Below are 20,146 nucleotides of genomic sequence, written 5' to 3' on the forward strand. Positions count from 1 at the left end.
CGGCACAGCCTGGGAACCATAAACGATGATTAAGTGCCCGAAGTCCAAGAGTTTGTGTACTCAATTTGTTCGGCTGTCAAGGTATCAATGTGAATACCCATTGCTTCCAATTTGAGACGGGCAATTTCTTTGTCAACTTCCACTGGAATTGAGTGAATACCAGGCTCTAGTTTGCCTTTGTTCGTAACTAGATATTCGCAGGCTAAAGCTTGGTTAGCAAAGCTCATATCCATCACGGCGCTGGGGTGTCCTTCGGCTGCTGCCAAGTTGATCAAACGGCCTTCGCCCAACACAATAATCGACTTGCCATTATTGAGGTGATATTCTTGAGTGAAAGACCGGACTGTTTTCACATCGGTGCTTTTTGCGCCGAGGGATTTGAGGTCAATTTCAATGTCGAAGTGACCGGAATTGCAAACAATTGCGCCGTCTTTCATTGTGTCGAAATGTTCGGCACGAATGACGTGTTTGTTGCCGGTAACGGTAATGAATATATCTCCTACTGTTGCTGCTTCGTCCATCGGCATGACGCGGAAACCGTCCATCACTGCTTCGATCGCCCGAATCGGATCGATTTCGGTGACAATTACGTTAGCACCCATACCACGGGCGCGCAGTGCCGTGCCTTTGCCGCACCAACCGTAACCTGCAACCACAATATTTTTACCGGCTAACAAAATATTGGTAGCGCGGATAATGCCGTCTAGGGTAGATTGACCGGTACCGTAGCGGTTGTCAAAGAAGTGCTTGGTGTCGGCGTCGTTGACGTTCATTGCGGGGAAAGTCAGCACACCGTCTTTCAACATTGCCCGCAGGCGCACGATGCCTGTGGTAGTTTCTTCGGTAGTTCCGATTAAGTCGGAAATTTGGTTCGGGCGGTGCTGGATTAGTGCCGCTACCACGTCGCTGCCGTCGTCGATGATAATATTGGGGCGGTGGTCTAGGGCTGTGTAGACGTGACGTTCGTAGGTAGCCGCGTCTTCTCCTTTGAGGGCGAAGACGGAAATGCCGTAGTCTTCAACTAAGCAAGCCGCTACGTCATCTTGAGTGCTCAAGGGGTTGCTGGCGATCAGTACGGCGTCGCCACCGCCGAGTTTGATGGCGATTGCCAAATGAGCGGTTTCTGTGGTTACGTGGCAGCAAGCAGCCAAGCGAATGCCAGCGAAAGGCTTTTCTTTAGCGAAGCGTTCTTGAATTTGCCGCAAAACGGGCATTTCCCGGCCGGCCCACTCGATGCGTTGCTTTCCCAAGGGGGCGAGGGACAAGTCTTTGACTTCGTGTTTAATCTTGACGGATGTAGCAACCATGTATGTTATTTCTCAGAAATCATCAAACTTTGTTAGTTTTAGCAGATTAAGTCATCGGCGGGCAAGTGCTGTGATTTTACTCGATCGGGGTCGGCGCTGCTAATCTTAAATTTTGATTGTGTTTTAATGATTAGCGAACGAGTCGAGGGAGTCACCCGCACAGTGAGAGTCAAACATTCCTGTCGGCCGATGGATCTCAATCTTTTGTGTTAGCGTGGCATTTTTTAATTATTTGACCGAAAGCATCCAGGATACAAGCCCCCGAATTTATCCGTGGGGTCAAGGCTTCAATCGAAAATCGAAAATCGATTGACACTCTCACTTGGGCTGCTGGCAGTTTGAGCGCGTGCGTGATTGCGTTCCCAGCTTGGCAGCCTGCAGATCTCATCAGTTGGTTAGGACTTGGTTCAGTAGGGATTAGTTTCGCGTTCCCAGACATCTTCAAATACTTTTTAGCGGAAATATTGTTGCTGTTGCACGAACCGTTTCAATTGGGCGATCGGATAATTGTAGAAGGCTTTGAAGGTCGTGTTGAAAAGATTTTGCTGCGTTCAACTCAAATTATTAGCGATCGGGGAGAGCGAGTTATCGTGCCGAAGGCGATCGTATTTGCCAATTCAGTGCGGGTAAGCTAATCCGCATTTAAATTGCATAGTCAAATAAATCTTTACTTGTGTGGGGAGTAGGGTTTGGGCAGGAGATCACGCCCTCAATATACAATTTAAATGCACAACAGCTTACTAATAGGCCTGCCCCACAGGCGAACTAACTTGCCTTTAAATTTAGCCTATGATGTTGATACTTCAGGCTTTAACGATGGTTCTTTGCATCTTATTGTCCGCTATTGGACGCGGCGCGAACAAGCACAGGTGCGACGGACAAACACCAGGGCTGTGGTGGCGATTAAAGTAGCGTGCATCCGGGCGGACATTAAAATTCCTCAACCGGTACTGGTGACTTTGTACGATCGAACAATTTACCGTGAGGGAGTTTTGAATTTTGAGTGGGGAGAGGGAGAGAGTGGGAGAGTGGGAGAGTTGGAAAAATCCTCTTGCTTCACGCTTGACTTCTTCCCTCAACACCCATCCGTTAACTCCGTTAAATCCCGTATACTGGGCGTGGCCGAACTTTCCTCTGATATCAAATCCGCGCTTCGACAGTCGGGCGTAAAATCGAGTCAACATCCAGCACTCAACCATCATTCAGTTTGGCGACCCCTCCTTCAACAGTCAACAGTCAACAGTCAACACTCAACACTCAACAATTCCGGAGGAGTGCAACCAGAATTGATATGAATTCTCCCTTCTGACTTTTCAAATCAAGCAAAAGGCGAGCCGATTTCTCATTAGCGCGCCTCCTAATTGAATTTTATTTTGTCAAGCGTCATTGAGGATATTGTTCCGGTTGAAAAAATCATGAAGTCGTCTTGCTAGCGCGGCGGCGGCGCGCTGCAACCAAACCACCCAAACCGAGAGCCAAACCAGTCATTGTCATGGGTTCTGGAACTGCTTCTGCGCTGACTGTGAAATCTTGGAAGTCTGTGTCGTTTCCGCCACCGCGATCGTCGAAGCCAATTAACGTGCCTCCGTTAAACAGAGAACCTGTTCCGTTTGTGAATTGTCCCGCAGCTTGGAAGACGTTCGTGGTTTCTTTGTCGAGCGCGTTCCACAGTTGCGATTGCGCGCCAAACACCGCTTGCTGGCTGCCGCTGTTCAAGGCTGAGGTCGAGTAGACACTGCCGTTGCCGCCACTGTTGAGTCCCAAAGTATAAATTTGATTTGCCAGGAATGTGAATACTGCCGAGCCCGAACCCAAGACTGTATTACCCAGAGTTCCTTTCCATTCGTTCTCCCAGGTGTTGTCTGAGGATTTAGTTTCCGAAAACAGGGTGCTAACTAGAGTGGCAGCCGAGTCCTTCACGGTGTAGATGCCCAAAGAGGAGGTATACCCACCGTGAGACTCTTTGAAGTTAAACTTGACGCTTGTATCTTGGCTGAATGTGATGCCGTTGGTACCAAAGGAGAAGGCCTGAGCTGGAGCTCCGGCGCCAAACAGAGCTGTGGCGGCGGCGGTAGCTGTTAGGGCGGATAAGAGTTTGGTATTCATAAACCTGTTCCTTTTGTGCGATCGTCTTAATAATTTCATTATGCGATACTTTGTTTGTATTTGGGGCACTTTAGGTAAAGTTTGACATATTCTTTATCAAGCCTTTACATATCCTTCATAAATGCTGTCGATCGCATCGGCCCGCGGGCGATCGCCTCCTAATAATACCCACTAAATAATTATAAATATTGTGGCTTGAAACCTTTCCGTAGCGGGCATGGGAGCGCGGGTCAACCCAAGTGATTTGGATCGGGATTAGGCTAATTTTTTATTATATTGTCAAGTCTCAATCCTCAACAGCAAACACTTAAGTATAAATACGGTAATATTCGTGGGTACGGACTGTTACAGAAGTTTTCTATTAACCTGAAACTGGGAATATTTGTTTTTTGGGGCTTGTGTAGGGGAGTTAAAGTAGTTTATCTATCGGGTAAATTACGTACGAAATGCGATCGTTGGCTCTACGTATTTTGGTTGAGTTAAATAGATCCCGTGGCGTGAGATATCCCAAAGATGCGATCGACCAGATGCAATTTCTGCCGATTGAAGCGGTAAAAGACCGGATTGCCCCTCAACCAAGATTGTATAGAGAAGGTCTGGCCCCGTCTTTGCTCCCGATCGCCCGCATCAAAACAGACCGCTGTAGCGTTCCTCGGCCCAAGGTTCGCCCCGCCGATGGTAGCCGTTGCGTTCCCAAAAACCGAGTTCTTCGGTTTCTGTAAACTCCAGGCCGTTAATCCATTTAGCGCTTTTCCAAGCGTACAAGTGGGGAACTACCAGCCGCATTGGGCCGCCGTGGTCTGCGGATAGAGGTTCGCCGAAGACGGTGTGGGCGAAAAAGTTTTCTTCTCGGAGGAAGTCGGCGATCGCAATGTTAGTCGTGTAGCCGCCGTAGCAGTGTTCCAAGACGTGCATAGCTTTCGGATCGACTTCTATATAGTTCATAAAATCTGTGACTTTGACTCCCGTCCACTGCACGTCGAGTTTTGACCACCGGGTGACGCAGTGAAAATCCGCAGTAAAGTTACTTTGGGGCATGGCCTGGAAGTCCGACCAAGTGAAGGTTTTTGGTTTTGCCAATCCCCAGACTTTAAATTCCCAACTCTCAATGCTGACAGAGGGTGTATCGCCGTAGGTCAGCACGGGAAACCCGTTGGCGAGGTATTGACCCGGCGGGACGCGATCGCTGTTTTCTAATTCTGGCTTGCGAAAAAATTTGCCCAGCATTGATTCACGCTCTACAGTAACTGACTGCAATCCTGAGTATAACTTGCAGAGATGGCCGCATTGCAATTCATCTCAAGGTAGAAAGTAAAAGCACCTCAGCAGAAATAAAAATTCCACAATCCTGCCTGATGCCAACCTCCTTCTGCCTTGTGAGAGAGGCTAAGCTAAAAATTCCAAAATATATCACCCCATAGTATGAATTACCTAACCTTAAATTTTATCGCAATTGATGGTGCATTTCTGAATCTTTGATGTATTGTAACAATATGCTCAGATGCCATATGTAAAAAACATTGATGGGGTAAAAATCATGATCACAAGTTGCTTGATTCCTTTGACGGTCTGCTTGGTTGCTTGGTGGGTGACTGCCGGGACTGACAACAGAACGCTAGACGGAATTCCGGCTCCGATAGCTGCAATTATTGGAGTTTGTTCGTTAATTTGGTTTGTGGCGGCGTGTCCTTGGCCTGTTGAACTCGCTCTAGTCTTGGCGGTGGTGGTTTTTGGCAAAGCTTATTTGCAAAAAATCTTGAAAGTCGGCTGAATTTTCAGGGCTAGCGCTCCTATGATTTGCGGGAGCGCGATCGGGTGCTGCTACTTTGTTAAAATTTTTCGCGATTTGTCTGGCTAGGTTCTCCGAGGGGGTCGCAAAGACGGAACCAACCCCAGAACTGGTGAAATTCAATTTACATATTTCGGTTAAAAATTAGAATATCAAGATCGACAGAGAAACCCGGTTTATCTAAGATAAACCGGGTTTGTGGGGGGCTAAAATTTTCAAACATCCCGCAAGAATTGCTTAGGACTTAGACACTCGGAACCCAAGAAACCGGGTTTCTGAGTCCAGGACTGTTGCTATATGTGCGTAAAATGGCGATCTGTTAAATTGGCAAGCGATTGATATCTTTATTAGAACCAATTACTACCATCGCGTCGCCCTTTCTCAAGCGTTCGGTTGGCTCCGGATTAATCTCGAACTTGTCGGCGCGCCCGACTGCTAGCAAGTTCAAACCATACTTGCGCCGGAGCTCCAATTCGGAGATGGTTTTACCGTCAAACTTTTCAGGAACGAGCAACTCAACGATGCTGTGATCTGGGTCGAGGTCAAAGCGTTCTAAAATGCTGGGTTTTGTAAGAAGGCGGGCCAAAGAGCAGCCCATTTCTCGTTCTGGAAAAACTACATGATCTGCGCCGACTTTTTTCAACAGTTTTAAGTGAGTTTCCGAAGAAGCTTTGGCTATTACGTGACGTACCCCCCCTTCCTTAAGATTAAGGGTGGTGGTAATGCTTTCTGCTAGGTAATTGCCGATCGCAACAATCACTGTTTCAAATTCAAATATGCCGGCTTCAGCAAGAGCGCTAGGCTCAGTAGAATCTAACTGCACAACGTGAGCAGCAATACGATCGGTCAAAGCTTGAGTTACTTTTTTTTCATCGGTGTCAACTCCCAAGACTTCGTAACCCAAGCCGTGCAGAGTCGAACACACAGCTTTGCCGAAGCGTCCCAAACCAATAACGGCAAACTGCTTGTTGTCGGCGCGCAAAGTGCGAAAAAAATTCAAAGATGACAGGTTCACTAAATTTCCAGCGCTGAGCGTCTTGCTGTTTAAATTTGAACAGAGACAGCGCCGCCTCCTTTTGATTTTTGGGTAAGTAGTAAAAGTTGATTTGGGTTGTCACCCATTGTTTAGATTATCAGCAACGAGACAGGATTTTTTTATCCCACTAACAAACTTTCCTCAGCATACTTAAAAGACCTGGGTTTTGGGTCGCCGAAGGCAGCACTCACCAGCAGCAGTATCCCAACCCGACCTATGTACATTGTAGCAATCAAAATCAACTTACCGATCGCTGAAAGCGTGGGTGTAATCCCAGTGGAAAGACCGACCGTAGCAAAAGCTGAAACTGCTTCATACAGCGCTGCGATAAATTCTACTTGGGGATTGGTCAGCTCGATTAAAATTGCAGATGTGAACGCGACCAACAGGGAACCGAAGACTACGCTAATGGTTTTCAGAATCATTGGTGGCGGGATCTGACGCTGATAGCACTCCACATCTTCCTGGCCTTCGACAACTGCTGTGGTACAGCAAAACAATATCCTAAAAGTTGTGGTTTTGATTCCGCCGCCGGTGCTGCCAGGACTGGCGCCGATAAACATCAGCGCGATGGTCAGAAATAGCGAGGCTTCGGTCATTTGGCCAATGCTAATTGTATTGAACCCGGCCGTGCGGGGAGTAACAGATTGAAACCAAGCTGCCATCAGCTTTTGAGGAAAATTTAGAGCGCCGAAAGTGTCTGGGTTGTCGTATTCCAGCACCAAAAAGGCTAGCGTTCCTAAAATTAAAAGGACAGCCGTTGTAGTGGTAACAACTTTGAAGTTCAGGGAAAAAACTGTGCAGATAGGGCTTTTGTTGAAGCGATCGCGCAGCCACAGGTACATTTCCATAATTACTTGATAGCCGATTCCCCCAAATATGATTAAACCAGTGACGGTGAAGTTAACCATAGGCGAACTGATGTAGCCGATCAAATTATCTGAATAGATGCTAAAACCCGCGTTGTTAAAGGAATTAACGCTGTGAAATATAGCAGACCACACACCCTCTTTAAATCCGTATTGGGGGACGAAAACCGTCATCAGCAAAAACACTCCTGTTAATTCAAACAAAAGCGTTGTTGCTAGAATTGACTGCACGAGTTGTACGACGCCGGCTAGCCCGGATTTGTCGAGAGATTGTTGCAGGGCAACTTTGTCTTTCAAGCCAAAGCGGCGGCCCAATAACAGCAGCAAGAAAGTCGTGGCTGTCATGTAGCCCAACCCTCCTATTTGCACCAGTAAAACTAGGCACAGTTGCCCCCAAAAAGAGTAATATTTTCCGACATCTACAACCGACAAGCCCGTGACGCAGACAGAGGAAGTAGAGGTAAACAGTGCTGTTATTGGATCGCTCCAAGTTCCATCAATTGTGGAAAAGGGCATCATCAGTAATAGAGCACCTATGAGGATGACAGCGAGAAAGCCCAAAGCAATGGTTCGCGAGACAGTCATTCGATTTTAGGTTTTAGATTGGAGATTTTAGATTTGAGAGGGAACCCACAAATCGATTTTGGATTTGAGGTTTGAGAGGAAACCCACAAATCGATTTGAGATTTGAGGTTTGAGAGGGAACCCACAAATAGAGCGTCGGGCTTGAAATCAGGACATCTCTATCTGGTGAAGGCCGGAGACCGATCGAACTCAATAGCCAAATTCTATGACAACATCGGGAAAATAACGGTAGAATTCCTTTAATAACTTGCGATCCGGCGATGACATCAACACTTTACCAGCAAATTCAGCAACTTTACGACGCTTCTAGCGGTCTGTGGGAGCAGGTGTGGGGCGAACATATGCACCACGGTTACTACGGCCCGGATGGCAATTTGAAAAAAGAGCGCCGACAGGCTCAGATAGATTTGATAGAAGAACTGCTGGCTTGGGCTGGAGTACCGTCAGAGAAGGCACTCTGTGAATCTTACCGCATTCTCGATGTCGGTTGCGGCATCGGCGGGAGCACGCTGTATTTGACTCAAAAGTTTAGTTCGATCGCGGAAAATAATTTAAAGTTGGATGGCAGGAGCGATCGTGATTTTAGCAGATCTGCCGAACAAAATAAAACGGGCGCTAGCGTCGTTACAGCTACCGGGATTACTCTGAGTCCGGTACAGGCAAACAGAGCGACTGAACGCGCTAAAATTGCCGATGCTCAAAGCAATGTGAATTTTTTGGTTGCAGATGCTTTGAATATGCCTTTTCCTGATGAGTCCTTCGACTTGGTTTGGTCGCTCGAAAGTGGCGAACATATGCCCGACAAAATTAAGTTTTTGCAGGAATGCTGCCGCGTACTCAAGCCGGGAGGAACTTTGATTTTGGCTACTTGGTGTCACCGCCCGGTGGGAGAAACGGCGGGAGAATTAACTGATGAAGAGAGAAAGGAATTGGCAGAAATTTACCGAGTTTATGCTTTGCCTTATGTGATTTCTTTGCCGGAATATGAGGAAATTGTTCGCAGTTTGCCTTTGACAAGTATTCGCAGCGCTGATTGGTCAAAAGCTGTTGCTCCTTTTTGGGATGTGGTAATCGATTCTGCTTTGACTCCGAGCGCGATTTGGGGTTTGCTAACGAGCGGTTGGACTACTATTCAAGCTGCACTTGCTCTCGGATTGATGAGCCGTGGATATCAGAGCGGGTTGATTCGTTTTGGGCTGATTTGTGCTGTAAAATAACAGGCATATATCAGAGAACTTTTGAGTCTTGAGTTGATGAGTAAGGTGTGCATTGCACACCCTACAGAATATTATTTGTTTGGTGCGGGTGTGAGATTTATGGGCAATGATTCGATGGGCAAGTCTTGGATTGATAAAAATGGCTCGGCTCCGCAAAGCTGGGTGAGGGCATTTTGGGAGTTTTCTCGGCCGCACACAATTGTGGGTACTAGCTTGAGTGTATTGGCTTTGTACGCGATCGCCCAAAGTGCGCGGCTGTTTGTGAATCCTGTATTTGGAGCCCTAGCTTGTGCCTGGTTGGCTTGCATTTGCGGCAATATTTATATTGTGGGATTGAACCAGTTAGAAGATGTTGAAATTGATAAAATTAATAAGCCGTATTTGCCGATCGCATCGGGAGTGTTTTCTCGGAAAACCGGGGAATTAATTGTAATTGCCACGGGAATTATAGCAATTTTGACTGCTGTTTTGCAAGGCCCGTTTTTGCTGGCTACCGTTGGCGTTAGTTTGGCGATCGGGACTGCTTATTCTCTGCCGCCAATTCGGCTGAAACGCTTTCCTTTGTGGGCGGCGCTGTGCATTTTTACTGTGCGGGGCGCGATCGTAAATTTAGGGTTATTTTTGCACTTTAATTGGGTGTTGGGTTTGGGAATGGCGAAAAGCGCTTTTTCTGGCTGGAGTTGGGAGAGTATGTCTTTTGAGATTCCTGCGGAAGTTTGGGTGCTGACGGTTTTTGTTGTGGTGTTTACGTTTGCGATCGCCATTTTTAAAGATATCCCCGACATGGAAGGGGACAAGCAATATAATATTACTACGTTTACGATTGAGCTGGGCAAGCCGGCCGTCTTTAATTTATCTCGCTGGGTGTTGACGGTTTGTTATTTGGGCGCGACTTTGGCGGGAGCGATCGTATTGTCTAATGTTAATTTAGTGTTTCTGGCAGTTTCTCATTTGGCGGCTTTGGGTTTGATGTGGTTTTGGAGCGTGAAAGTTGATTTGGACGATAAAATAGAAATTGCGGCATTTTATCAGTTTATCTGGAAGTTGTTTTTCTTAGAATATCTGATTTTTCCCGCCGCTTGTTTGTTGGGGTAGAAGGGGAAGTTCGGCAACGGATTATGTAACGGATGTAACGGATGTAACGGATAGAAGGAAGTTCGGCAACCGATTATGTAACGGATGTAACGGATGTAACGGATGTCCGTCGGAAGAAGGAAGGAAGAGTTAACAAATTAGAACAAGTTGGCAATTACAAGTTAGCGAACTCCCAAACAACCAAGACAACTATGGCTTATCAAAAAAAATCGCGAAAATCTGCTGGCAAATTGGGTGCAGAAGACTGCTTGAAATTAGCTTGGGAACATCACCAAGCGGGACGTTTGTTAGAAGCTGAGAATTTGTACCGGCAAATCATAGAAGTACAGCCGGAATCAGCAAACGTGCTGTGTTTGTTGGGAATAGCGGCGAGACAGCAGGGAAAAATTGCAGAGGCGATCGACTTTTACGAAAAGGCGATCGCCCAAAACCCCAATTTTGTAGAAGCACATTTAAATAAAGCTAATCTTTTACTGGATGTAGGCGAGTATCAAAGGGCGATCGCCAGTTACGAACAAGTCATCAAAATCCAGCCCAATTCCGCACTCGCTTACAATAATTTGGGCTGGGCAAAACAGCAATTATGCGAAATAGACTCGGCAATTTTATATTACCAAACCGCGCTGCAACTCGACCCCAACCTGCCGGAAACAGCCCACAATTTAGGACATTTATATAAAGAAAAAAATCAATTAAACGAGGCGATAGCTTATTACCTCCACGCTTTAAAAATAAATCCCAATTTGACATATTCCCTGATGGGATTGGGAACAGTTTTGCAGCAGCAAGGTAAATTAGCCGAAGCTTTCAACTGCTACCAGCAATCTGTAAGACTCGACCCCAACAACCCCGAAGCTCACAACAATGTAGGAGCATTTTACCACGAACAAGGCAATGTAAAAGCCGCAATATCCTACTACAGACAAGCATTAAACTTAAAGCCCGATTTCGTGGAGGCTATTAACAATCTCGGACACGCTTTGGTCGATTTAGGAGAATTTCAAGAGGCTTTTTATTGTCACAGTCGAGCCTTGGAATTGCAGCCAGACAACGCCACCGCCCACCTGGAATTCGCCTTAACTTTGCTATTGTTCGGAGATTTTCAGCGCGGTTTTGCTGAATACGAGTGGCGGTGGCGCACTCCGCAACTACAACCGAGGCAATTTAGACAGCCGATTTGGGATGGTTCGGATTTGCAGGGGAAAACTATTTTACTCCACGTCGAGCAAGGCTTCGGCGATTCGATTCAGTTTATTCGCTACGCCCCGATTCTTCGCAGCCGAGGGGCTAAAGTTATGGTGGCTTGCTATCCAGAACTGATGCGGTTGTTTGCGACAGTTGCTGGTATTGAATATTTATCAGTTAGTTTAGAAGGTTTGCCAGAATTTGATGTTCACGCGCCGCTGATGAGTTTGCCGCGAATTGTGGGGACAACTCTGGAAACAATACCAGCAAATGTTCCTTATTTAGCTCCGCCTGCTGAGTGCAAGTTTGCGCTTTCTTCTGATGCAAAATTGAAGGTAGGGATTGTTTGGGCGGGGAGCCCGAAGCGCCGGAAAGACAATCAGCGTTCTTGCAGCTTGAGCGATTTTATTCGATTTTTGGATGTTCCGGGAATCGCTTTTTATAGTTTACAAAAAAACTTGTCCGAGAGCGATCGCACTTTGTTGAACCAGCACTTAGTGCCGGATTTAACTCCGCATTTGAACGACTTTGCTGATACCGCTTCGGCTATATCTCAACTGGATTTAGTCATTACTGTCGATACGGCTGTGGCGCACTTAGCCGGTGCTTTAGGAAAACCGGTTTGGGTGCTGCTTTCTTTTGCTCCTGACTGGCGTTGGCTGCTGGATCGTGAAGATAATCCTTGGTATCCAACTGCGAGGCTTTTCCGTCAAAGTCAGCCGGAAAGTTGGCAAGAATTGTTTGAGGAAGTGCAGGCGGCTTTGAGTTTATTTGCGATCGCAAATACTGCTAGTTATTCGGAGGAGTCTGCCAAAGATTCGCTTGACTTCGTTTCACTTGCAATGACTGCTAATCATACGGCTTCCCTCGATTATGTGGCTCTCACAATGACAGGTGGAAGCGGGATTCAAGAGAGTAAACAAATATTTGTGATTGCGAGCGAAGGGTTAGCAGAAGGCTCTGCCGCTAAGCAATCGCAGGGGATTGAGACATCGGTTGCGATCGGAAACGGCGGGGAGAATTTAGTTGTTTTAGAGGATTTATTGCGGCAAGCAGAGCATTTAATGGAAACAGGCGATAGGGAAGAGGCGATCGCCATTTACGAACAGATTATATCTCTTGACCCAAATTGCGTTCAAGCGCGGATTAATTTTGGTTTTCTCAAGCAAGAAAATGGCGAATTAGACGCAGCTATGTCGCATTACCGAGAAGCTTTAGCGCTTAATCCCAATATTCCTCAAACATCTTACAACTTGGCAAAGATTTTTGAGGAACAAGCTCAAGTGGAAGAGGCGATCGCACATTACGAACAAGCTCTTGTCGCTGAACCGAATTTCGTACCCGCACTGATTAATTTAGCTGTCGCGCTGCAAGAAAAAGGCGAACTTTTCAGGGCGATCGATCTGTACCGGCGAGCGCTGGAAATTCATCCGCATAGCTGGGAAGCTTACAACAATCTGGCAACTGTTTTGCAAGAACAGGGCAATTTAGAAGATGCGTTGGAGTATTATCACAAAGCTCTAGAATTGCTGCCGGATTTTGTGGAAGCTATCAACAATTTAGGCAGGACGTTTTTGGAAAAAGGCGCGGTAGAAGATGCGATCGCCTGCTACAGACGAGCGATTCATTTAAACCCCAATCACGCTAGCGCTCACCTGAATTTATCCTTGGCTTGGCTGTTGGTGGGAGATTTGGAAAATGGTCTCGCCGAATACGAGTGGCGCTGGCAAATTAAAGAATTTCACACTGGTCATTCCTGTTTTTTGACGGGGCCGGATAATACTGTTTCGGTGAGAGAATACCGGCCTCTATGGGACGGTTCTGATTTGCAGGGAAAGACTATTTTGCTGCACGCCGAACAAGGTTTAGGTGATTCGCTTCAGTTTATTCGCTACGCTGCGATCGTCAAAAATAAAGGCGGTAGGGTCATTGTGGGCTGTTACCCGCAATTGCACCGTTTATTTGCAACGGTTGACGGCATTGATTTGCTAATAGTTAAAGGGGAGCAACTGCCGGAATTTGACGTGCAAGCGCCGATGTTGAGTTTGCCCTATATTATCGGTACAAAGCTGGAAACAATACCAGCAAATACTGCTTATTTATCTCCGCCTGCGGGTGCTGAATTTACGCTTGGGCCCGATCGCACTTTGAAAGTTGGCATTGTCTGGGCGGGGAATCCAAAACACCGCAAAAACAAGCAGCGTTCTTGCAGTTTAAGTCAGTTTCTGCCGCTTTTGGACGTTTCGGGGGTAAGTTTTTACAGCTTGCAGAAAGAGGTTTCCGAGGCCGATCGCGCGCTGTTGAATCAAACGTCGATCGTAGATTTGAGCCCGCATTTTGGCGATTTTGCCGATACTGCTGCTGCGATCGCCAAACTGGATTTAGTCATTAGTGTCGATACCGCTGTCGCCCATTTGGCGGGCGCTTTGGGCAAACCAGTGTGGATTTTGCTGGCGTTTTCGCCGGATTGGCGGTGGCTGTTGGAGCGCGAAGATAGTCCTTGGTATCCAAGCGCAAGGCTGTTTCGCCAGCATCAGCGGGGCGACTGGGAGGACGTTTTCGATCGGGTGGCGGAAGCTCTAGGCGCGGTTGCCGCAGCATTTGTGCCGTCGGATTCGGCGGATGCAGAGTTTCGGTTGGGCGTGGATTTGCAGCAGCAAGCCGATTTTGGCGGTGCGATCGCTTGTTATGAGCGAGCGATCGCGATCGATCCTAATTACGCAGCGGCGCACAGCAATTTAGGCGTTGTTAAACAGCAAAGCGGCCAGCTAACAGAGGCGATCGCGCACTACCGACAAGCCCTAGCAATCGACGGGAATTTGGCGGAAACTGCGAGCAATTTGGGCAGCGCGCTCGCGGAAGCAGGGGAGACTGCAGAGGCGATCGCAGAATATCAGCGGGCGCTGTCTTTGAACCCGAATTGCGCGGAAGCGCTGATTAATTTGGGCCTGTTGCGGGAAGAGCAAGGGGATGTGGCGGAGGCTATAAGCTGCTATGAGCAAGCGATTCAAGTCAATCCTAATTGCGCGGTGGCTTATTTGAATTTGGGAATTGCTTTGGAGGCACAAGGGGAGGATGCGAGCGCGAATTACGAACGGGCGATCGCCAATTATGAACGGGCGATCGCGCTCGCTCCCAATGATGTGGAGGCTTTGCAGCATTTAGCATACGCCTCGATCCGACAGGGCAAAATTCCAGATGCGATCGCATACTACGATCGAGCTCTGGCGCTGCAACCGCATTTGGCAGAAATCGATCTCGCTTTGGGGAGTTGGCTGTCACACCAAGATAAGTTAGATGAGGCTCTAGCTTTTTGCCAGCAAGCGATTCAGAAATTGCCAGCCAGTGCACAGGCTCGCTGCAATCTGGGAATTGTCCTGCACAAACAGGGCAAAATTGAAGATGCGATCGCCTGCTATCAGCAAGCTTTGAGCCTGAAACCCGACTTTCCAGAAGCTTTGAACAATCTGGGCAAAGCTTTTGAGGAAGCGGGAAACATGGCAGAGGCGATCGATTTTTACCGTCGGGCGATCGAACTCAAACCCGGTTATATCAATCCCCTCTACAGTTTGGCAAGTGCTTTGCACAATCGCGGACAATTTGCGGATGCTGTCACCTACTACAGCCAAGCAGTTAAATTCAATGTCGCTAGCCCCGAATCTCACCTAAATTTAGGTTTAGCTTTGCTGCTGGCGGGAGATTTTCAGCGCGGTTTTTCCGAGTACGAATGGCGACTGCTGGTTCCACAAAAAGAGTACCCGGACTACAGTTTTCAACAGCCGGTTTGGGACGGCAAAGATTTGCAAGGAAAAACTATTTTGCTTTGCCCGGAACAGGGTTTAGGCGATGCAATTCAGTTTATCCGCTACGCAGATTTAGTTAAACAAAAAGGCGGTAGGGTAATTGTTTGGTGTTTGCCGCAGTTGCTGCGCTTGTTTGCACAAGTTGCGGGAATCGATGAGTTAATAGTTAATCCAGAGGATGCGCGAAATTTTCAAGTTCGCGCGCATCTAATGAGTTTGCCGCACCTTTTGGGAACAACTTTAGAAAGTATACCGGCGAATGTTCCTTATTTAGCTTCGCCGCCCGGTTTGGAATGTACTATTCGCCAAACTGCTAATTTGAAAATAGGGATTGTGTGGTCTGGAAATTCTCAACATTCCCAAAATAAAGTGCGATCGTTACCGCTAAATTTGTTGTCCCAACTGTTAGATATTCCGGGAGCAGAATTTTACAGCTTGCAAAAGGAAATGACAGCAGACGATCGCGCTTTGTTAGAGCAAATGCCCGTAACAGATTTAAGCTCTAATTTGCAAGATATGGCCTATACTGCGGCTGTAATATCGGCTCTGGATTTAGTGATTTCTGTAGATACTTCTGTGGCGCACTTGGCTGGTGCTTTGGGCAAACCCGTGTGGATTTTGCTGTGTTTTGTGCCGGATTGGCGGTGGATGTTGCAACGCGAAGATAGTCCTTGGTATCCGACGGCGCGGCTGTTTCGCCAGTCAACAGCGGGGGATTGGGAAGGAGTTTTAGATCGGGCTGCTTTGGCGTTGAGAGAAAGAATTTATCAGTATCAAGAAGCTCGATCGCCAATAGAAACTCAGACCAATATTCAATTATATCAAAAACAGTTCAATCAGGCAAATTTTCTCAAGTCGCAAGGAAGATTTGCCGATGCGATCGCTTATTTTAAAAATGCTTTAGTTTTGCAGCCGAATTCGATAGAAGCCGCCACTAATTTGGCAGTGACGCTGCACCAAACAGGCGATTTAGCCGAAGCTGCCGCCTATTATCAGCGCGCGATCGAAATCGATCCGAACTGCGCTCAAGCGCACAATAACTTGGGTATTTTGCTGCAAGATCGAGGCAATATACCGGATGCTGTATCTTGTTTTCAAAAGGCGATCGCCCTGAATCCGATTTACGTCAAAGCTCTCAACAATCTCGGCGCGACACTCCAGCAGCAGGGCGCGTTGCCGACTGCGATCGCCTGTTTTCGTCAAGCACTTTCTGTCAATTCCAATTATGCGCCAGCGCTGGTAAATTTGGGTGCGGCGATGCAAACACAATCTCAGCTAGCCGAGGCTGAACGCCTTTACGAGCGTGCAATTGAAGCAGAACCGCACAATCCTAAAGGACACTATCACCTGGGAACGTTATGCTTGGCTGCGGGCAAAATAGAACAGGCAATTTCTAGTTTGGAACGAGCCATATCTTTGAATCCGAATTATATAGAAGCTATTACTAATTTAGGCAGTGCTGTTGAACAATTAGGAGACGTAAATCGAGCAATTTTTTGTTACACAAAAGCTCTTGAAATTGATGCAAATTGTGTTAAGGCTCACTTCAATTTAAGCTTAGTCTTGCTGTTGACTGGGGACTTGTCGCGCGGTTTAGCAGAATACGAGTGGCGCTGGCAAACAGAACAGGCGAAAAAATTACCACGGTTGAATTTTGACCAACCAGTTTGGGACGGTTCAGATTTGAACGGCCAAACTATTTTGCTCCGATCCGAACAAGGTTTGGGCGATGCCATTCAATTTGTGCGATACGCGGCAATTGTGCAGCAAAAAGGTGGCAAAGTAATCCTTTCTTGCTATCAAGAACTGAAGCGTTTATTTAAGCAGATTCCGGGGATTGAACAAGTGGTGATTCGGATGAATGAATTGCCGGATTTCCAACTGCAAGCACCGCTGATGAGTTTGCCGTATATTCTCGGAACAAATTTAGAAAATATACCGGCAAATGTTCCTTATTTAGCTGCGCCGCCGAATTGGCAATTCTCTCTAAATTCCGATGGCAAGTTTAAAGTTGGGATTGCGTGGGCGGGAAGTGCGGAACATTTGAAGGATTTTCAGCGATCGAGCGATTTAAGCTATTTCCTGCAATTGTTAGATATTCCCGGTGTAACTTTTTACAGTCTTCAGAAAGAAATGTCGGCTGGCGATCGTACTTTGTTAACTCAAATTCCCGTGATAGATTTGAGCGACAATTTGAACGATTTGGCCGATACTGCGGCGGTGATATCGCAACTAGATTTAGTAATTTGCGTGGATACTGCTATCGCGCACTTAGCCGGTGCTTTGGGTAAACCGGTATGGATTTTGCTGTGTTTTATGCCGGATTGGCGGTGGATGTTGGAACGCGAGGATAGCCCTTGGTATCCGACGGCGCGGCTGTTTCGGCAGCAAACACCGGGCGATTGGGTGGGAGTTTGCGATCGCGTAAAAACAGCCTTGCTAGAGAGGGCGGGCACGGGGGCACCGCCCCTACAATCTACTCGTTTCCAAGCTGTGCCTGGTAACGGAGATACCGAAGCTTCGCCTCGATTTTCTTTATCGCCCGCACAGGTACAATTTCACATAGCAAATGCTTTACAAAAACAAGGTAAAAAAGCAGAAGCAGCCGATCGCTACGAACAAGTAATTGCCGCCTCACCCAGCCACGCAGAAGCCCACAGTTGTTTAGGTGATATCAAACAGGAAAACGGGCAAATAGCCGAGGCTATTGCTCATTACCAAAAATCGCTAAGAATCAATCCCAACCAGGCTGAAACTAACTTATACTTGGGTTCCGCCCTCGAAGAACAAGGAAAAGTCGCAGAGGCGATCGACTTCTACAATAAAGCAATTCAACTACGTCCCAACTCGCCAAATTGGCGCTTGAGACTAGCCTTCGCTTTGCTCTTAACTGGAAATTTTGAGCGTGGTTTTGCGGAGTACGAATCGCGCTGGCAAACTGAAGAATTGGATCAGCGCTCTTTTGAGCAACCGCTTTGGGACGGCTCGGATTTGCAGGGAAAAACAATTTTATTGCACCCGGAACAAGGTTTTGGCGATACGATACAGTTTATCCGTTACGCGCCTTTAGTTAAGCAAAAAGGCGGCAAAGTTATTGTTGCTTGTCATGTCTTGCTGAAGCGTTTATTTGAAGGAATTGCAGGAGTCGATCGAGTAGGAGTCAGGCCGAGCGATTTGATAGATTTTCAAGTGCAATCCCCGCTGCTAAGTTTGCCCAGAATTCTGGGAACGACTTTGGAAAATATACCGGCGAATATTCCTTATTTAGCTCCGCCACAGGATTTTAAATTTTTCCTAGAGCCGAACAATAAACTAAAAGTAGGTCTTGTGTGGGCGGGCGGCCCGCTGCACCGCAACAATCATCAGCGATCGTGTAAATTGAGCGATTTTGTGAAATTTGTAGATGTTCCGGGAGTGAGTTTTTACAGTCTTCAGAAAGATTTGTCAGCGGGCGATTCCCAACAGGATAGCAGCGCTTCACGCACTTTATTAAAGCAACACCAAATTGAAGATTTGAGCGAACATTGCGTCGATTTTGCCGACACAGCAGCAATTATTTCGCAACTCGATTTAGTAATTTGCGTAGATACTTCTGTCGGGCACTTGGCCGGTGCTTTGGGCAAACCTGTCTGGATTTTGCTGTCTTTTGTTCCCGATTGGCGCTGGATGTTGGAACGCGAAGATAGCCCTTGGTATCCCACTGTGCGTCTGTTTAGGCAGCACAAAGCCGGTGATTGGGATGGAGTTTGCGATCGTATAAAAGCAGCCTTAGAACAGCTAATTTCCCATCCTCTCCCTCGTTACCAGGCTCTGCCTGGTAACGCATATTCAGAGGCTCCGCCTCGGCTTCAACCCCCAGAAACTCCGCCTCAAATTCAACCCCCAGAAACTCCCCCACAAATTACCGGAATCGGCATTAGTTGGCCCCTCAGCATCACCAGCGGCTGGGGAATTTACGCCATGAATTTAACACTACAACTGCGGCAAAATCCTGCCTGGGAAGTTGCACTTTTAGCACCGCCCTCAATCACCTCAGAATCGATGAATCCGCTGCATAAATCGCTGTTGTTACCTGTAATTGAAAAGCACAAAAATTTTCAGGAATTAGTAGCAGCAAATTCCGACAAACAAATCAGTTGTAATTTTCCCGTCCTTTACGCTTTGGGGAATAATTTAGCATCCTCTGGAGTTGACAATCAAATTACCAGCGCTTGTCAAATAGGAGTCATATTTTTTGAAGACACACGAATCACAGCAGAAGCACTAGAAACGGCCAAAAAATATAGCGTGATTGTCGCAGGTTCTAACTGGAATGCCGATGTTTTGAGAAGCTGCGGCTTGACTAATGTGGCGATGGTACATCAAGGAATTGACCCAACAATTTTCCATCCTGCACCCAAGTCTAATCTATTTGGCGATCGCTTCGTCATTTTCTCCGGCGGCAAACTGGAATATCGCAAAGGTCAAGATATTGTAATTGCCGCTTTCAAACGATTTCGCGCCAAACATCCAGAGGCTTTGTTACTAACAACATGGCACAACTTCTGGCCTCAGTATATGCTAGGAATCGAGCAAACCGGAAACGTTGCCGGACTTCCCAATATCAACCGCGACGGAAGTTTAGAAATTTCCCAATGGTTAGTGGCTAACGGTTTGCCGGTGGACTCTTTTATCGATATCGGCTTAATTCCCAATCACCTCACCGGACAAATTTTGCGAGAAGCCGACTGCGCTGTTTTCACCAACCGCTGCGAAGGTGGCACTAATTTAGTCGCGATGGAAAGTATGGCCTGCGGAATTCCGACTATTCTCTCAGCAAATACTGGTCATTTAGACTTGATTTACAGCCACATTTGCTATCCTTTATGGAGTCAAGGACGAGTTAAACTAACTCCTCCTTTTTCCGGTGTAGAAGGTTGGGGAGAGTCTGATGTGGCAGAAGTTGTCGAGGCTTTGGAGCAAGTTTATACTAATCGGGAACAAGCTAAAAGTCGCGGTTTAGCTGCGGCAAATTTTATGCTGGATTGGACTTGGGAAAAACAGGTTAAGCGCTTTCTTGATGTCATATCAAATTCGCTTTAACAATCCTCTTTTTCCGGTCAATAGAATTCGCTACCACACAAACTTTAGTCCGCCTAAGCGTTGGCGCGCTGG

General features: G+C 47.1%; 11 protein-coding genes. 6 read left to right on the plus strand and 5 right to left on the minus strand.

What is annotated here, in order from left to right:
• Positions 1 to 29 precede the first annotated feature (29 nt).
• Entirely contained in the window at positions 30 to 1,307 is a 1,278-nt protein-coding gene (gene ahcY / locus QUB04_RS19500; protein WP_333109311.1) for an adenosylhomocysteinase, read from the minus strand.
• Between the two features lie 350 nt (positions 1,308 to 1,657).
• Here ahcY and QUB04_RS19505 point away from each other — a divergent pair, with 350 nt between their 5' ends.
• Positions 1,658 to 1,942, plus strand: a complete 285-nt coding sequence (locus QUB04_RS19505; RefSeq protein WP_333286838.1) for a mechanosensitive ion channel domain-containing protein — start codon at positions 1,658 to 1,660, stop codon at positions 1,940 to 1,942.
• A gap of 90 nt (positions 1,943 to 2,032) precedes the next feature.
• Positions 2,033 to 2,602, plus strand: a complete 570-nt coding sequence (locus QUB04_RS19510; RefSeq protein WP_333286840.1) for a hypothetical protein — start codon at positions 2,033 to 2,035, stop codon at positions 2,600 to 2,602.
• Positions 2,603 to 2,720: 118 nt separating this feature from the next.
• On the opposite strand, the gene QUB04_RS19515 is transcribed toward QUB04_RS19510, so the two are convergent.
• Both QUB04_RS19515 and QUB04_RS19520 read right to left on the minus strand, forming a co-directional pair.
• Complete coding sequence (locus QUB04_RS19515) at positions 2,721 to 3,413, minus strand: PEP-CTERM sorting domain-containing protein (protein ID WP_333286842.1); 693 nt, start codon at positions 3,411 to 3,413, stop codon at positions 2,721 to 2,723.
• Positions 3,414 to 4,040: 627 nt separating this feature from the next.
• A complete protein-coding gene (locus QUB04_RS19520) occupies positions 4,041 to 4,640 on the minus strand; it encodes a sulfite oxidase-like oxidoreductase (protein ID WP_333286869.1) in 600 nt (199 codons plus the stop codon).
• A gap of 310 nt (positions 4,641 to 4,950) precedes the next feature.
• On the opposite strand from QUB04_RS19520, the gene QUB04_RS19525 reads away from it, so the two are divergent.
• Positions 4,951 to 5,184 (plus strand): hypothetical protein, encoded by a 234-nt coding sequence (locus QUB04_RS19525; protein ID WP_333165369.1) that lies wholly within the window; start codon positions 4,951 to 4,953, stop codon positions 5,182 to 5,184.
• A gap of 337 nt (positions 5,185 to 5,521) precedes the next feature.
• On the opposite strand, the gene QUB04_RS19530 is transcribed toward QUB04_RS19525, so the two are convergent.
• Complete coding sequence (locus tag QUB04_RS19530; RefSeq protein ID WP_333286844.1) at positions 5,522 to 6,217, minus strand: TrkA family potassium uptake protein; 696 nt, start codon at positions 6,215 to 6,217, stop codon at positions 5,522 to 5,524.
• 140 nt (positions 6,218 to 6,357) lie between these two features.
• Positions 6,358 to 7,692, minus strand: a complete 1,335-nt coding sequence (locus tag QUB04_RS19535; RefSeq protein ID WP_333286846.1) for a TrkH family potassium uptake protein — start codon at positions 7,690 to 7,692, stop codon at positions 6,358 to 6,360.
• 260 nt (positions 7,693 to 7,952) lie between these two features.
• On the opposite strand from QUB04_RS19535, the gene QUB04_RS19540 reads away from it, so the two are divergent.
• The 3 genes from QUB04_RS19540 to QUB04_RS19550 all read left to right on the plus strand — a co-directional run bounded on the left by QUB04_RS19540 (position 7,953) and on the right by QUB04_RS19550 (position 20,074).
• On the plus strand, positions 7,953 to 8,909 hold the full coding sequence (locus QUB04_RS19540; RefSeq protein ID WP_333286848.1) for a methyltransferase domain-containing protein: 957 nt from the start codon (positions 7,953 to 7,955) through the stop codon (positions 8,907 to 8,909).
• 36 nt (positions 8,910 to 8,945) lie between these two features.
• Positions 8,946 to 10,004 (plus strand): homogentisate phytyltransferase, encoded by a 1,059-nt coding sequence (locus tag QUB04_RS19545; protein ID WP_333286850.1) that lies wholly within the window; start codon positions 8,946 to 8,948, stop codon positions 10,002 to 10,004.
• Positions 10,005 to 10,195: 191 nt separating this feature from the next.
• Positions 10,196 to 20,074: a tetratricopeptide repeat protein gene (locus tag QUB04_RS19550; protein ID WP_333286854.1), complete on the plus strand. Its 9,879-nt coding sequence runs from the start codon at positions 10,196 to 10,198 to the stop codon at positions 20,072 to 20,074.
• Positions 20,075 to 20,146: the final 72 nt, after the last annotated feature.

Origin of the sequence: Microcoleus sp. D2_18a_B4 (genome assembly GCF_036702475.1) — a bacterium.
In the GTDB taxonomy this organism is placed as follows: domain Bacteria; phylum Cyanobacteriota; class Cyanobacteriia; order Cyanobacteriales; family Microcoleaceae; genus Microcoleus.